This is a genomic window from Simiduia agarivorans SA1 = DSM 21679, assembly GCF_000305785.2.
Taxonomy (GTDB): domain Bacteria; phylum Pseudomonadota; class Gammaproteobacteria; order Pseudomonadales; family Cellvibrionaceae; genus Simiduia; species Simiduia agarivorans.
The window spans coordinates 3,838,723-3,854,453 of record NC_018868.3 but is presented as its reverse complement, the minus strand read 5'-3'; the positions used below and the strand labels follow the sequence as shown (position 1 = coordinate 3,854,453).

Sequence of the window (15,731 nt, the reverse complement as noted above, 5' to 3'; positions counted from 1 at the left end):
GGACAGCACCATGCTTGCACTCAACGGCAACTTTGATTCCGGCCCCGCCGCTCTCGGCATGGGTGTGCGCCTGATCAGCCACCCCGAATTGCGGCCGTTTGTGCTGGTGCCACTGGTGATTAACGTGGTGTTGTTTTTTGTGCTCACCGCCTGGCTGCTGTATCAGTTTGGCGACGTGGTGGATTGGGCGATGAATTTTCTGCCCAGCTGGCTCAGCTTTTTAAGCGGTCTGCTGTGGTTTGTGGCCGCGTTTTTCATGGTGTTTGTGTACGGCTACAGCTTCGGCATTATTGCCAACCTGATTGCCGCACCCTTTAACGGGCTGCTGGCGGAACGCGTGGAGGCCAAACTGACCGGCGTGGCACCGCCGTCCGAACCGCTACACAAGATGATTCCCAGAACCCTGCTGCGCGAGCTGCTCAAACTCTGGTATTTCATTTCTCGCGGCATACTGATTCTGCTGCTGATGTTTGTATTGGCGTTTATTCCGCTGATCCAACTGTTCGCACCCATTATCGGCGTCCTCTGGGGGGCCTGGTGCATGTCAATTCAATACACCGACTATGCCGCCGACAATCACAAAACCCCATTCAAAACCCTGCGCAGCCAATTGGGCACACAAACCCTCGGCTGTTACAGTTTTGGTGGCTTAGTGATGCTGGGCAACATGGTGCCGGTGCTGAATATTTTTGTCATGCCCATCGCGGTGGCGGGCGCCACCGTGCTGTGGTTAAAAGACATCAATGGCAAGCCCATTGATCCGAGCCGATTGCTGGAACGCTAATCCTCATCATCATCGCCAATGACAATGTTGCGGCCAGCCTCTTTGGCCCGGTAAAGGTATTCATCGGCCAGCGCCAGCTGGTGATCAAGGCTATCGCGCAGGTCGTTTGTTACGCCCGCGCTGAAGGAGACATAAAGTTCTTCTCCTGAGGGTAGCACCACCGGTTGAGACGCCACCATTTGCCGCAACCGTGAAATCAGTGAGGCTGCCTGATCATTGTCCAATCCCGGCAACAGGGCGACAAACTCCTCGCCGCCGGCACGGGCAAATAAAAACCGGCTCAGCCCCTGATGCAACTGCTGGGCAACCACCGACAGCACCTGATCACCCGCCTCATGCCCGTATTCATCGTTTACCGCCTTGAACCGATCCAGATCCAACACCACCGCAGCCAACGGCTTCCGGGTTTCAACGCATTCCCGATACAGCGCCTCTCCCTGTTCGAAAAAGTAACGGCGATTCCAGGCGCCGGTTAAATAGTCCCGGTAAGCGGCTTCCTTGATCTGCTGAATCAGCTCCAACGACTCCACGTTGGCACGCACGCGACAGGTGAACTCTTCGTAGTTGAATGGCTTGTTAAGGAAATCGTTGGCGCCATTTTTGATGAATTTGGCCGACAGAGACGGCTGATCCTGGCCCGACAGACCAATAATCACCAGATCACTTTTTTCATATTTATGGCGGATATTCTTCACCAATTCCACACCGTCCATCTTTGGCATGTGGTAATCGGTAATGATTAACCGGATCGCGTCGTTGGCCAGCAAAAGCTTGATCGCCTCAACGCCATTCTGAGCGGCCAGCACCTGAAATCCCTGACGCCGTAATAACTCGCTGATATAAGTGCGGGACACATCCGAGTCGTCCACCACCAGCACCGAAATCGATTGGTTTGACACCAATCGCTTGACTACACCCAACGCATATTCATAGGAATAGCGCCCCTCCTTGACCACATAATCCACAATACCCTTGGCCAGGATTTTTTTCCTGCGCTCCTCGTCATAACTGCCTGTGAGCACAATGGTGGGCACACCGGCATCCAGGATTACATCCACGACTTCGCCATCGGGCGCGTCGGGCAGGTTCAGGTCGGCGAGTGCAGCAAACAGCTGGCCTGCCTCGGCCGCCAGAATAGTTCTGGCCTCCGCGAGGCTGGCGGCGTAAACCGCCTCGAGCTCAGCATCGTGATTCACCACATGACGCACGACCTTGGCCACAAGGGGGCTGTCCTCTACTACCAGAATCCGCTTTTTAGCTGCCATGGGTTTCACCGGAACGCAATCTTAGTTTCCAGTCTAGTCAATATCCTCCCATCTGCCCCAATAACGAAAAAGCCCCGGCGTCAAACCGGGGCTTTTGTCATTTCTTGCAGTGATGAGCTAGCGGCGCTGACCGCGGCTACCGCCCGATCGTCCACCCGGACGACGGCCCCCGCCTGGCCTGCCACCACCGGGGCGGCCGCCGCCACTGCGGCTGCGACGCTGGGGCGGTAAGCGCTCTGGTGTAGGCGCCAACAAAGCCTCGGGCGGTTGCTCGCACTTGAGCTTCTGGCCTAACAGCTCTTCAATTGGCATTAAACGGAACGCATCGTCTTCACAGGCAAAGCTCACCGATACACCATGGCGACCGGCGCGGCCGGTACGACCGATGCGGTGCACATAATCTTCCGGCTCTTCCGGCAGGGTGAAGTTCACCACGTGGCTGATGCCATCGATGTGAATGCCGCGACCGGCCACGTCGGTGGCCACCAGCACTTCCATTTCACCGGTTTTGAACGCATCCAGCGTGCGTACGCGTTTGTTCTGCGCCACTTCACCGGATAAAAGTCCCGCTTTAAAGCCGTGTGCCTCCAATTGTTCGTGCAGCCGACGGCACTCGTCGCGACGGTTGGCGAACACGATCAGGCTCTCGACCTCGTCCTGCTTCAACAGGTTATACAGGAGTGTGTATTTTTCTTCTGTGCTGGCCAGGTAAATGTGCTGCTCGACCGTATCAGTGGCAACCGATTCGGGTTCAATCTCCACCCGCACCGGGTCTATGGTCCACTGATTGGCAAGGTTGAGCACATCGTCGGTGAAAGTGGCGGAAAACAACAACGTCTGACGCATGTGTTTTTGTGGCGTCTGACGGATGATGCGCCGCACCTGCGGGATAAAGCCCATGTCGAGCATACGGTCGGCTTCGTCCAGCACCAGGATTTCCACATGGTCCAGATAGACATCGCGGTTGCCGGTGAAATCAATCAAACGACCGGGGGTGGCCACCAGAATATCCACCAATTCGCTGTGCAACCGCTGTTGCTGCTTGCCGTAATCCATACCACCCACCAGGGTATGCACGGTCAGGTCGGTGTATTTGGTCAGCGCCTTGGCGTCTTCGGCAATCTGAATCACCAGCTCCCGGGTGGGGGCGATGATCAATGCCCGCGCCTCGCCGGCAAAGCGTTCACCTTCGATGGGGTTATTGAGTAACTCATCAATGATGGCCAACAAAAAGGCGGCGGTCTTACCCGTACCGGTTTGTGCCTTGCCCACCAGGTCATCGCCGTTCAGCGCGTAGGGTAAGGACTGCGCCTGAATCGGTGAGGCATACTCGAAGCCCAGATCTGCAATCGCGTGCAGCAATGGATCGGGCAAGTCGAGATCGTGGAAACGGGTTTTACCCGGCATTGGGGCAACTTTAAATTGCGAAGGATCCCACGGTGCCTGATCGGCTTTTTTCGTTGCTTGGGCAAGCTTGTTGTCTGGCCGGGAATCCTGGGAATCGCGGCGTTTTCCGCTGCGTCGCTTACCCCGCCCTTTGCGCTCGCCGCCCGCCGCGTTGGCGCCGCCGGCTTGAGGAGATGATTGCGCCTGGTGCTTGTTGGCCGTTTTTTTGGGCCGTTTAGCCGAGCCGGCAGCTGGCTTGGTACCGGCACTGCTGTCGTTAGACACCAGATTTTTTATGAATTTTACGATCAAACCTAACTACTCAGCAGAATTTAAGGCGGCGGAGTATAGCATGCGCTGAGTTTGAGTGGAATTTGATCAACTGCCATTCAGGCCGCGCCAATCGCAGGTCCGTACCTGATTGCGTCCCGCCCGCTTGGACTCATACAGACAGCTATCGGCAGCCTTGAACATCGTGCGCAAGGCGTTGCGACCCGACAAATTCGGCAGTCGTACCTCCTGAGCATCAATGAACACCGCGCCCAAGCTCGCCGTCACCACACCCAGTTCAGATTTCGCATGTGCAATGTGCAGGCCCAGAATGCCTCGCCGGAGGCCATCGCACAGAGCCTCAAACTCTGACACTTCCAGCCCTACCGCTATCAGACAAAACTCTTCGCCACCATAGCGCGCGGCAATCGCATCTTGCGGGGGCTGATGTTCACGTAACACCCGAGCAATGCTGCGCAGCACCTGGTCGCCTTCGTCATGGCCGTAGTGGTCGTTAAAATCCTTGAAATAATCCACATCCACCAGCAGCAGGCAAAAACTTATCCTGTCGCGCTTGGCCCTCGCCCAACTCTCGTCCATGAATTGATCCAGGTAACGCCGATTTGCCAATCCGGTCAGGCCATCCGAAATCGACGCCAGTTGTAATTCGGCCTGGCGCCGCTGGGCCATGGCCTGCTGGCGCTGAACCTCGTCCAACAACTGATTGAATTGATCGGACAGTCCCTCCAGCTCTTCATAGCTGTTGACCTGGAGCCGCTGACTGTAATCGCCCTCGCGCTGTAACGCCTCCATTTGCCCACGCAAGCTGATCAATGGAAGTATCAACCAATACCGCACACAGGTACCCAGCACCAGCAATAGCAAGGCGGCAGCCAGCATCCCCACCAATAACGCATCTGAAATCACACCGCTATCAAATTGCGGGCTGCCCAACTCCAGCACCACCAGCATCAACGCGCCGGCAGGTCCTTCAAGCAGCCAGGCAAGCTGATTGTCGCGATTGCGCACCGAGCGCGCTCCCGGCCGCAGCTCTTCAAAAGGGGGGCTAAGCGAGGCCAGCTGCCGGGGCAAAAAGCGGGCGCTCACTTCGAGCTGGGTGGTTTCTGCAGCGCGCTGCCAGAATGCCTGATCCAACCATTGCCAGACCACTAATACGCCCACACTGGCCTGAGTGCCATCGCCAAAACTTGTAGGCAATACCGGCACCGATGCATACATTAACGGCCCCCGGGATGTAGCCAGATAACCCGAGCGGGTTTCGAAAGAATCGCGCTCCGGCACCAGGGGTGGAATCAGCAGATACTCCAGCAATTGCGGATCAGTCATGGGCAGGTGATCCAGCGCAGGCCGGCCATCGTGCGGCTGCGCCCAGTCATAACCGAGCGACCAGAGCACCTTGCCCGCGGCATTGATGTAACCCAGGCCGCTGATTTCATTGTCGGCCAGGGATCGCGCATCAAAACTGCGCGCGATAAACCGCTCGTTGGGATTTTGCACGAAATCGTAGGCGTCATCCCAGACAGCATTGTCTGACGCCCGGCTGATCAGGCTCGCCATATGGCTGGATAAAAATGACTCGATCCTGGCCCGGTCTTTCTGATCTGCCACGTCCACCAGTTGCTGCATGGCGGGCACGTGAAACCAGTAACGCACCGCCAGTTGAGCAATCAACAGGAAGCTGAAGGCCAGGCCGCCCAGGGCAATAGCCCAGAGCCGCAACTGGTAACCCGCTTGTAACTGTCCTGCTCCCATGTAGTGTCCCCGGCGCCTTTAAAGGCAAGTGTAGCCGCCTGAGCCAAACCTGTTTGGCGAAGCCCGAAAACCTTAACTAACCTACAGACATTGTTCAGGAGGTCACTATGTCATTGCAGTCCTTGCTAGATAACGCTCAACAACTCCCCTCTATTCCCAAGGTGGTACAGGAACTGATCGAGAGTTTTGGCGATCCAGATGTGAATATCGATGAAATCGCCAAAAAAATCGCCGCCGACCAGGCCCTCACCGCCAAAGTACTGCGCATGGCAAACTCCGCACGCTTCGGCGGCAACAGGAAAGTCGGGTCGGTCAATGATGCTGTGGTGGTGCTGGGCTTCAATGCCCTGCGAACACTGGTGCTGGCATCGGGATTAACGTCTGCCTTTAAGGCGCCCGAGCATTTTGACCTCAGGCAATTCTGGAAAAACAGCTTCACCGTTGCGAGCCTGTGCAAATGGCTGGCGCCCAAAGCCAAACTGGACCGTGAGGTGGCGTTCACTTGCGGCATGATGCATAACGTTGGCAGCCTGCTGATCCATCTGCTCAAGCCGGAGCAGGCTCAATCGATCGATCATCAGGAGCAGCAGAGCAGCGCACGTGCTGCGCGGCAATCTGATCAGCTGGGATTTGACTTTACCGAAGCCGGCAGCGCCTTGGCTGAGCGCTGGAAGTTTCCGAATGAGATGGTCATTGCCATTCGCGCTCAGCTGACTCCCATCTCAAACGCCGACGCGTCGCCCTATGCCGCCGTCATCTATCTGGCCAACTTCATCCTGAACCTGAATGCCTGCGAGCACCGCGACGCCATGATCGAAGAATTCCCGCGCGATGTGGCACACGCACTCAATATCGACGCGGACGCGCTGATTGCCTCGCTGGATGAGACCCAGGCGCTCGATGACGACATGGACGCCTTACTTGGCTGAGCCGTCGGCGGCCTGAGGAAATGGCCCCAATGGTCGCCAGAGATTCCCCATGCCCTCGTCGGCCGCGATAAAACTGACTTCGTCAGGCTTTGCGCCCGCCGCCAGACCGACAATGGAAAACCCGTCTACCCGATATGCCGGTAGCTCAACACCTTTGGTCGGGGTAAATGTAATCCGGCTCCCCGTCGCTGTCGGGTAGCTGCGCCACACCCCGTCGGCAGCACGATATAGCGCGCTGGGCACCGCCTCAGCGCTGTCGACCACACGGGTATCCGCCAGCGCCAGTGGCTCAAACTGTAACCGTCCACGCAACTCAGCCGCACCATCCGCACCCGGGCCGGAAAGGGCAATAGCCATCCACTGCTGATTCGCTTCACCACAAGCCATGCTACGCCATTCGTTGCCACGATCGATATCGACAGCACTCAATATGGCGCTTTTCGGATTACCGCTCCAACGCCTGATCTGCAAATGCACCAGCCGGCTGCGCTGATCTGCCAACCCCAGCAACGCAATGACTTCGCCCGCGTACCCCGGCACGGCACAAAGCGCGCGCAATTCACCGGTGAGCTGTTGATCCCAGTCTTCCAACAGCAGACGCCGGAAGCCCAGGCCCTGCTGGTCATATTTCAGCAAACCAAATTGCGGGGTCGCATCCGACTGGGCACCAATTAAGTAATAACCACCATCCAACTGTGCGACCGCCCTGAACGGCGGCTCGACCGGCGCAGGCTCGCGGAACCAGCTGGACCAGACCAGTGCAATCACCAAGCCCCAAGCCAACACATGAAATGCTGCATTTATCATCCAACCGCCCCGAATAAACGCGTGACAAGACCTCCGATAATGCGCGGAGCCCATTGATCAACAACAATAAAAAAGAAGGCGCAGTGTAACGCAACCTTGCAAGCACTGTCCTAGTGATTGGCGTTATGGTATAAAACCCTACCTGCCTGAACGCCCTCCCAGTGGCCGGCAACCCATCAACGGACCCGATTGGAAAAAAGACAGCCCGTTACATGGCACCATCCCGAAAATCCAAGCTGGAACAGTTGTTTGAGAGCCATGCCACCGGACTGGTGCGCTACCTCACCAAAAAACTCAAAAGCGCAGAAGACGCCGAAGACATTGCCCAGAATGCCTTCATTCGTATCCAGCGTCTGGCTGAAGCGGGTGAGCTGGATAATCCAAAAGCCTACCTCTATCAGACCGCATCAAACCTGGCCATCGACCAGATCCGGCGGGAAAAACTGCACTCCAACTACCTGCAAGGCGAAGTCACCCGGCAGCTGGCTGACTATGAGGTGCCGGGCGCACAACCCGACTACTGTACGCCGGAGCGTCTGCTGGGAGCCAAACAACAGCTGGATGAAATGGAGCGGGCCATCGGCAAACTGCCGCTCAAGTGCAGACAGGCGTTCCTGCTGCACCGTATTAAAGGACTTTCCTATGCAGAAATTGCACAGGACATGGGAATTTCAGTGTCGAGTGTCGAAAAATACATCCTTCAGGCACTAAAAGCGTGCAGAAAAGCACTAGAAAGGGTCGGTGCTAGCGAAATTTAAAAAAAAAACCGATTTTTAGCAGTTTTTTTTGCGCCCTTGCGAGCCCTCTTCGTCAAATAATCAACTAGCGCACAACTTAAGTGCCACTTTTGCGACAAGTGTGCTAACATCGCGCGCCGCTGACGAAGCACAAAACGTTGTTTTTTATTGCAAAGACGCAATAAATTCACAAATTAAGTAGCTTATGCGATCAAATGGAGCCTTAGTGCGACGACACGCCTCAGTTAACAGCTGACATGATCGCAGGCGGCTAGGATACTTATAGAGGCTTTTAGTCGAGCCGGGAACGATGACCCACTACTGGTTCAACGTCATTTTTAACAGTCGATTGACCGCGCTGCTGCAATAAAACTTGCACCATAACAGAGCGCAAAGTGTTTAACAGGAAACTAGACGTGTCTCAGGCATACACATCACAGCTCAACGACGAGGCTACCGCATGGGTGGTCAAGCTGCGTTCGCCTGCGGCATCTGACGCGACCCAACGCCGCTTCTCACGCTGGCTGAACCAGTCAAAAGCCCATGAAGCAGCCTTCGACGCCGCCCTGCAAGATTGGCAGGTTGCCGGTGCGCTCGCCTATTCCGCTCAGACGCAAGCGACATTGCGCCAATTTCAACCAGCATCCAGTTCCTCCGACGTCGGCGCATTTAGCTGGTTCCGTTGGCAAGCTGTCGCGGTTGCCAGCGCCTTACTGGTGGTGGTTTTTGGTGCACTGCAATTGGATCTGGCGCCCGCGCCCGGTGCCAGCGAACATTACGCTACCACCATAGGGGAACAACGCGAGATCGCCCTGAACGATGGATCGAGCGTGAAACTCAATACCAATTCACGCATCCGTATCGAATACCGGGACGACCTGCGGCTACTGACCCTCGATCAGGGCGAAGCCTTTTTCAAAGTTGCGTCCAATCGCCAGCGACCTTTTGTGGTTGACACTCATAAAGGTACAGTGACCGCGGTCGGTACGGCGTTTTCCGTCAATCGACAGGAAGACAGTATTGATGTGACCGTTGTAGAAGGTATTGTCAGCGTCAAAGAACACCAGACCCAGCCGGAAATCAAAGCCGAGCACAAACTGGTGAAAGCCGACCAGAAACTGCAGATCAATCAACGCGGTCTGAGCCAGGTCATTGCCACCAATGCCAGTAGCGCTTTGGCATGGCGCAACCAGCTGCTGGTGCTTGAGAACAAGCCCCTGACCGAAGCGATCGACCAGCTGAACCGCTACCTGCATACCCCGGTTGATGCATCCGACCCGTCGTTGCGCAGCTTGCGGGTCTCAGGCACCTTCAGCCTGCAATCGCCAGAGAGCACCCTGGATGGCCTGGTAACCAGCTTTAACCTGTCACGCGACGACTCAGGCCTCTCGCCACGCTTGTACCTCCCCGCCGAATAAGTTATAACCTTTCTGATAACCCCGACACCGATCGGGGATTTGCTATTTCTATAAGAAAATCAGTCCACTAGGCACTGAACGAGGCAGCCAGGCTGCCCAAGCGAGAGAGATGCGCAGAACACTGCAATATACCGCCTGGTTGGCCGGCTTATGCGCCAATCAGTACCTGATCGCGCCTGCGGCCTATGGGGCCCTGGACAGTCAGGTCGCCCTGCCTGCCGGATCCGTGATGTCCGAGGCCGCCCGCCCCCTGTCCGAAAGCCTGATTGAGCTCGGGCGCCAGAGTGACGTGAGTATTGTATTCCCCTCCAGATTACTCGCGGGCATCCCTACGCCTGCACGCTACAGCGCCATAGGCCAGGAACCCCGACAGATGTCGACGCTGGCGGCACTGGATTTGCTTCTGGCTGAGTCAGGACTCACCTATAAAATCATCAACAAGCAAGTCATTGCCATTGTGGCCCTGGAGCAAGCAACCGGCGCTGCGCCCCCCACTCATGCGCGTAACCTCGAAGAAGTATCAGTGGTGGGTCAGCGACTGACCGGCAGCAGAATACGGCGAAGCTACGCACAAAGCGCATCACCCGTGGACGTGATTTCCGGCCCCGAACTGGCGGCCAGCGGCGCCCAGACTCTGGGAGAATTCCTTAAATTTATTCCGACGGTAGCCGGCAACAGCACGTCGACAGCCATCAGCAATGGAGGCGACGGCACGGCGACGGTGACCCTGAGAGGCCTGCCGGCCAACAACACATTGGTGCTGCTCAATGGCCAGCGCACCGCCTATTCGGGCATGGCCGGCGATGCCATAGACCTGAACAGCATTCCACCCAACGCCGTAGACCGGATTGAGATCCTCAAAGATGGCGCCTCCGCAGTCTATGGCTCAGACGCCATTGCCGGTGTGATCAACATTATCCTGAGACCCAATTACGAAGGTCTGGAGCTGGAACAGTTCTACGGCGAGACTTCGCGCGACGACCTGCGCACCTCTACCACCAATTTCCTCTGGGGCAACCAAAGCGAAGATGCCTCGGTCATGGTTTCTGCATCGCTGTTCAAACAGGGCGCTATATTCAGCCGCGACCGGGCCGTCTCACGCAGTGCTGACGGGCGCCATCAAGGCGGCGTGGACCTGCGTTCCACCGCTACCCCGGATGGACGGTTCAGCCTGCCCGACGAAACCATCGTAACCCTCATCAACAACCGCCCGGGCAACAGCCCAGACGATTACCGGCCGGTCAATGCCGAAGATCTGTTTGATTATGCGGCCTACACCTCCTCCACTTCACCGTCCGAACGATCGAGCCTGTTCAGCTCCGGCCGCTACGAATTCAACCACACGGTGAGTGCCTTTGCCGATCTGTCCTATACCGGCACCAAAGCCGTCATCACCCTGGCCCCCACGCCACTGTTCACCCGTTTCGAAGATCAGCCGCTGACCATTGACGCCACACAGGCATACAACCCGTTTGGCGCAACCATTGACGACGCCCGCGTGCGTTTGTTGGCACTGGGCAACCGGGTGCAGACCTATCGCTCTGACGCTTATCGGCTGAATTGGGGGCTCGAAGGCGACAATGACCTGGTGCGCTGGCAATTCAACCAATTCTGGTCCCGCACCGACGCAAACCTCCACTATACCGGCCTTGCCAGCGGCGCCCGCCTTCGGAATGCACTGGGGCCCAACGACGAATGCACGGGGGAGTGCGTTGCCCTGAATCTGTTCGGCGGGCCAGGCGCAATAACGCCGGCGATGTCCGACTATATCGCCAGCGAGAGCAGCACCCGCGGTTTCAGCCAGCTGATTGGCGGCTCCTTTTCCATGGATACCACCCTGCTCGAAACCCGCCAGGGCGACTGGCTGGTGGCCAGCGGCTTCGAACTGCGGTTTGAATCCACTGAAAGCAACCCTTCGCCGGTTGCCATCGACGATTTCCTGATTGGCGGCAGCGCAACCGGTGCCACCAAGGGCGAACGCCGCATAGCCGAAATGTTTGCCGAACTCCACATTCCGCTACTCGCAGACCAACCCTGGGCAAAAACCCTGAATCTGGATCTCGCGGGACGGGCCTCCCACTACAGCGACTTCGGTGCGGCCGCCACGCCCAAGCTCGGCCTGCAATACGAGCCAATCCGCGGGCTTACTCTGAGAGGCACTGTCTCCCGGGGATTCAGGGCTCCAAGCCTGCACGAGGTCCACCTGGGAGGTCAGCAATCACAGCAATTCATCGACGACCCCTGTGCCATACCGGCCAATGTCGGCGTCCTGCCGGGCTGCTCACAGGCCAGCGACCCCACCCGGAATCAGTTCCTGACGTTATTCGGCGGCTCGCGCGATCTGAAACCCGAGCAATCCACCAACCGGACCCTGGGTATATTCTGGTCCCCTAATGAACTGCCCGGGCTCAGCGCCAGCTCCGATATTTTCTGGATTGACCAACGCAACGTGGTCGATGCCTCCGCCCAATACATCGTCAATCACAATGCCAGCACCGGCGAACTGGCCGACCGCGTGATCCGCAATGGCGACGGCGATATCGAGCGCATTGACGCAAAATACGTCAACATCGGCAAACGCTCGTTGAACGGCGTGGATATGACCATCAAATACCAGCACCTCATTGATGAAGGGCTGGCCAGCATCTCACTCAATGCGGCTCACCTGATGAGCTACAAAGATCAGCAATCCCCTACCTCAGACGCTACAGAGCTGGCCGGCAGCTTCCGCGATGCCGCCAGCGAAGGCCGGGGCGCCTTACCCCAATGGAAGGCCAATACCGGTTTTCACTGGCAACAGGAAGGGCTGGATCTGCACTACACCATCAACTACATAAGCCCGCTGGACGAAACGCTGCCGAAGTCAGACATTCCACGGGAGGTGAGTAGCTGGATTACCCACGACATCCAGTTCAACTATCTCCTGGCTATCCAGAAGGGGCTGCGTATTACTCTGGGTGCCGACAACCTGCTGGACAAGCCAGCCCCCTTTGTTGCATCCGCCTTCAACGACAACACCGATCCCCGCACTTACGACCTCAGAGGCCGCTTTTGGTACGGTCGACTGAGCCTCAAGTTCTGACCCTCTGGCCGCCTTAAATAAGTTTCGTTTTATGGCAAAAAATTATTGAGGGGCCCCCAATACGCTTCGTCATATGGGCTGTGGCAGGAATTGCCCCGGCGTTTTTGCCCCAAATAAGAACATATATATGAGGAAGCCATAATGGTTAAACGCACTAAACTAGCTACAGCGATCAAGCTGGCTGCAATCGGTGCCGCTGGTGCCGCTGCACTGGCTGCAATGCCCGTTGCTGCACAAGACGGCCTGGACGCGCTGGAAGAAGTTGTTGTTACGGGTACCCGTATCAAGGACGCCAACCTGGTTGCATCCAGCCCCGTTGCAAGCGTTGCACAGGAAGAGTTCCAGCTTTCTGGTACTACTCGTGTAGAAGACCTGCTGAACACTCTGCCTCAGCTCTCTCCTGCATTCGACTCATTCACTGTTAACCCAACCGTTGGTTACGCTACCGCTGACCTGCGTGGTCTGGGTTCTCAGCGTACTCTGGTACTGGTAAACGGTCACCGTCTCCAGCCCGGTGGTATCCGCAGTGAAGCGCGCGACCTGAACCAGATCCCAGCTGCGCTGGTTAAGCGCGTTGAAGTTCTGACCGGTGGTGCATCTGCGGTATACGGCTCTGACGCTATGGCCGGTGTTGTGAACTTCATTCTCGACACTGACTTCGAAGGTGTGAGCCTGAACCTGGGTACCTCTGCTTACCAGCACAACAACGACAACGACTACATCCAAGGCCTGATGGACGCCCGCGGCTTCGACTACCCCACAGGTAGCTCTGGCTTCGATGGCAAGTCCAACAACATCGAGCTGGCCCTGGGCTCCTCTTTCGCCGACGGTAAAGGCCATGCAATGGGCTATGTTACCTGGCGTAAGAACGAAGAGCTGCGCCAAGGTGCGCGTGACTACTCTTCCTGTGCCCTGAATGCTGCTGGTACTGCCTGTGGTGGTTCTGGTACCGCCATCAACCCTAACTTCATCACCGACTACTCTGTGATGGACGCCGGCGGCAACCCAATCATCAACTACATCGAAGACGAAAATAACCCTGGTACTTACATTCCAGATGGCCAGGTGATTGTTTCCAACTTCGCCCACAAAAACGGCAGCAACGCCTGGACCGACGGTTTCAGCCCTGCATACAACTACGCGCCCATCAACCACTACCAGCGCCCTGACGAGCGTTACACCATGGGTGGTTCGATGTCGTTTGAAATCAATGACAATTTCAAACCCTACGTAGAAACCATGTTTGCGAACACCAACACCTCTGTTCAGATTGCAGAGTCTGGTACTTTCTTCGCCAACACCCTGACCCTGGATTGTACCGACCCGCTGCTGTCTGACTACTGCAGCACCTTCGCTACCCACGGTGACGTTAAGTACACCGACGCTACCGGTACTACTCAGACCGTGACCGGTTACATCGACCCGTCGCAGACTCTGGACTTCTTCGTTGGTAAGCGTAACGTTGAAGGCGGCCCACGTGTATCCGACATCGAGAGCTCCTCATTCCGTATCGTAACCGGTATGGAAGGTGACATTAATGACACCTGGAGCTACGACGTTTCCTACCTGTATGGCCGTACCGCGTCCAGCGAATCAAACCGTAACGACTTCATCACTGACCGCGTAGGTCAGGCGTTGCTGGGCTGCCCTGCTGGCTCTTTCGCTGGCTGTCAGAACTACGACGTATGGAACTACAACGTTAACGGTATTGACCCAGACGCAGCTGCTGCCATGGGCGGTGTAGGTATCCGTACGGGTGCCACCTCGCTGAAGGTATTCAGTGCCTACATTACCGGTGACATCGGTGTGACCGTGCCTTCCGCACAGGACGCCATCTCTCTGGTAGCTGGTTTTGAACACCGCGACGAGGATTACACTGTAATCTCCGACACCAACATGGCTGAAGGTAACTTCACCGGTCTGGGTGGCCCGCGTGCACCAATCAGCGGCGGCTACAGCGTAAAAGAACTGTTCTTCGAATCCATCATTCCGGTACTGGAAACCGATGGTCCTCTGCAGAACCTGTCTTTCGACCTGGGCTATCGTTACTCTGATTACTCCACTTCCGGTGGCGTAAGCTCATACAAGCTGGGCTTCTCCGCTCAGGTAACAGACATGTTCCGCTTCCGCGGTGGTTTCAACCACGCGATCCGTGGTCCATCAATCAGCGAACTGTTCAGCGACCAGAGCATTGGTCTGTGGGGCGGCGACGACCCATGTGCTGGTGAAGATCCAGAGCTGACTGCAGCACAGTGTGCTAACACCGGTGTGAGCGCCGGCCAGTACGGCACCATCTCTGAGAGCCCTGCTGCCCAGTACAACCAGTTCGCAGGTGGTAACCCAGACCTGGATCCAGAAGAAGCCGACACTTACACCCTGGGTGTAGTGGCGACTCCTATCGACGATCTGCAGATCAGCCTGGACTACTACAACATTGAAATCGCAGACCGTATTGGCACCATCGGCGCCAGCACCATTCTGAATTTCTGTGCGACCACTGGCGATCCGTTCCTGTGTGGCAAGGTAAACCGTAGCGCCTCTGGCGACCTGTGGGTAGGTTCCGACCCAGCCTCTTCCGGCTATGTTGAAAACCTGACTGCTAACTTCGGTAACCTGACCCGTCAAGGTTTCGACGTTCAGGCTCAGTACCAGCACGATCTGTTGGGTGGTTTCATGAACTACTCCATCATCGGCGGCTACAACCTGAAGAGCGAAGTTGAGCCTCTGCCAGGTATTAACCCTGACGCAACCTACGACTGTGTAGGCACCATCAACATTTCTTGCCAGATGCCAACCTGGCGCCACACTGCTCGCGCAAGCTATAACCGCGACTGGTACAGCGTGTCTCTGCGCTGGCGCTACAACGGTGAAATGGACTATGAAAACACCGATGGTACTGCGGGCACTACCGACCAGATCCTGGTTGGCAAAGGCGGCAAGGTTGCAGGCGTTCACTACTTTGACCTGACTGCAACTGCGGACATTAACGAGCACCTCGGTCTGACCGTTGGCGTGAACAACATTCTGGACAAAGAGCCACCAATGGTTGGTTCTACTCTGAGCCTGAATGCTAACGCGCCAGGTGGTTACGACCAGCTGGGTCGTTACGTCTTCGCAAGCGCTAAAATCAAGTTCTAATAGAGCTTGAACCAAAATAGCGGGCCTCGGCCCGCTATTTTTTTGTCTGCACTGTTTGTAATCTTCTTCAGCGGCCTTTGGATTTTCCGGGCCCGAATAAAAATCCTGATTTATCATCCACTCAAAGCAAACGGCAAACGCA

The 15,731-nt window shown here is 56.5% G+C and carries 10 protein-coding genes; 6 read left to right on the top strand and 4 right to left on the bottom strand.

Going from position 1 to position 15,731, the window contains the following annotated elements:
• Positions 1 to 10: 10 nt before the first annotated feature.
• Positions 11 to 784: a sulfate transporter CysZ gene (cysZ, locus tag M5M_RS17155; RefSeq protein ID WP_015048774.1), complete on the top strand. Its 774-nt coding sequence runs from the start codon at positions 11 to 13 to the stop codon at positions 782 to 784.
• Here cysZ and M5M_RS17150 read toward each other — a convergent pair.
• From M5M_RS17150 to M5M_RS19750, 3 genes are all read right to left on the bottom strand, one after another.
• Positions 781 to 2,049: a diguanylate cyclase gene (locus M5M_RS17150; protein ID WP_015048773.1), complete on the bottom strand. Its 1,269-nt coding sequence runs from the start codon at positions 2,047 to 2,049 to the stop codon at positions 781 to 783. The two genes, cysZ and M5M_RS17150, sit on opposite strands and share 4 nt — an antisense overlap.
• 117 nt (positions 2,050 to 2,166) lie before the next feature.
• On the bottom strand, positions 2,167 to 3,747 hold the full coding sequence (gene rhlB, locus M5M_RS17145; RefSeq protein ID WP_015048772.1) for an ATP-dependent RNA helicase RhlB: 1,581 nt from the start codon (positions 3,745 to 3,747) through the stop codon (positions 2,167 to 2,169).
• Between the two features lie 66 nt (positions 3,748 to 3,813).
• Positions 3,814 to 5,478, bottom strand: coding sequence for a sensor domain-containing diguanylate cyclase (locus M5M_RS19750; protein WP_015048771.1), 1,665 nt, complete (start codon positions 5,476 to 5,478; stop codon positions 3,814 to 3,816).
• A 107-nt stretch (positions 5,479 to 5,585) separates the two neighbouring features.
• On the opposite strand from M5M_RS19750, the gene M5M_RS17135 reads away from it, so the two are divergent.
• Positions 5,586 to 6,407, top strand: coding sequence for an HDOD domain-containing protein (locus tag M5M_RS17135; protein ID WP_015048770.1), 822 nt, complete (start codon positions 5,586 to 5,588; stop codon positions 6,405 to 6,407).
• Here the strand turns inward: M5M_RS17135 and M5M_RS17130 are convergent.
• Positions 6,396 to 7,214 (bottom strand): hypothetical protein, encoded by an 819-nt coding sequence (locus M5M_RS17130; RefSeq protein WP_015048769.1) that lies wholly within the window; start codon positions 7,212 to 7,214, stop codon positions 6,396 to 6,398. The two genes, M5M_RS17135 and M5M_RS17130, sit on opposite strands and share 12 nt — an antisense overlap.
• Positions 7,215 to 7,426: 212 nt before the next feature.
• On the opposite strand from M5M_RS17130, the gene M5M_RS17125 reads away from it, so the two are divergent.
• The 4 genes from M5M_RS17125 to M5M_RS17110 all read left to right on the top strand — a co-directional run bounded on the left by M5M_RS17125 (position 7,427) and on the right by M5M_RS17110 (position 15,589).
• A complete protein-coding gene (locus M5M_RS17125) occupies positions 7,427 to 7,972 on the top strand; it encodes an RNA polymerase sigma factor (RefSeq protein ID WP_015048768.1) in 546 nt (181 codons plus the stop codon).
• Between the two features lie 395 nt (positions 7,973 to 8,367).
• Positions 8,368 to 9,369 carry a FecR family protein gene (locus M5M_RS17120; protein ID WP_015048767.1) on the top strand — a complete coding sequence of 334 codons (1,002 nt, stop codon included), beginning with the start codon at positions 8,368 to 8,370 and terminating at the stop codon, positions 9,367 to 9,369.
• 109 nt (positions 9,370 to 9,478) lie between these two features.
• The gene (locus M5M_RS17115) at positions 9,479 to 12,451 is read left to right on the top strand and encodes a TonB-dependent receptor plug domain-containing protein (RefSeq protein WP_015048766.1); all 2,973 of its coding nucleotides are present in this window, start codon (positions 9,479 to 9,481) and stop codon (positions 12,449 to 12,451) included.
• Positions 12,452 to 12,592: 141 nt separating this feature from the next.
• The gene (locus tag M5M_RS17110) at positions 12,593 to 15,589 is read left to right on the top strand and encodes a TonB-dependent receptor domain-containing protein (RefSeq protein WP_015048765.1); all 2,997 of its coding nucleotides are present in this window, start codon (positions 12,593 to 12,595) and stop codon (positions 15,587 to 15,589) included.
• Positions 15,590 to 15,731 lie beyond the last annotated feature (142 nt).

Coding starts and splice junctions, on each gene's coding strand:
- cysZ (WP_015048774.1), top strand. CDS start 11: ATGCTTGCACTCAACGGCAACTTTGATTCCGGCCCCGCCGCTCTCGGC.
- M5M_RS17150 (WP_015048773.1), bottom strand. CDS start 2,049: ATGGCAGCTAAAAAGCGGATTCTGGTAGTAGAGGACAGCCCCCTTGTG.
- M5M_RS19750 (WP_015048771.1), bottom strand. CDS start 5,478: ATGGGAGCAGGACAGTTACAAGCGGGTTACCAGTTGCGGCTCTGGGCT.
- M5M_RS17135 (WP_015048770.1), top strand. CDS start 5,586: ATGTCATTGCAGTCCTTGCTAGATAACGCTCAACAACTCCCCTCTATT.
- M5M_RS17130 (WP_015048769.1), bottom strand. CDS start 7,214: ATGATAAATGCAGCATTTCATGTGTTGGCTTGGGGCTTGGTGATTGCA.
- M5M_RS17125 (WP_015048768.1), top strand. CDS start 7,427: ATGGCACCATCCCGAAAATCCAAGCTGGAACAGTTGTTTGAGAGCCAT.
- M5M_RS17115 (WP_015048766.1), top strand. CDS start 9,479: ATGCGCAGAACACTGCAATATACCGCCTGGTTGGCCGGCTTATGCGCC.
- M5M_RS17110 (WP_015048765.1), top strand. CDS start 12,593: ATGGTTAAACGCACTAAACTAGCTACAGCGATCAAGCTGGCTGCAATC.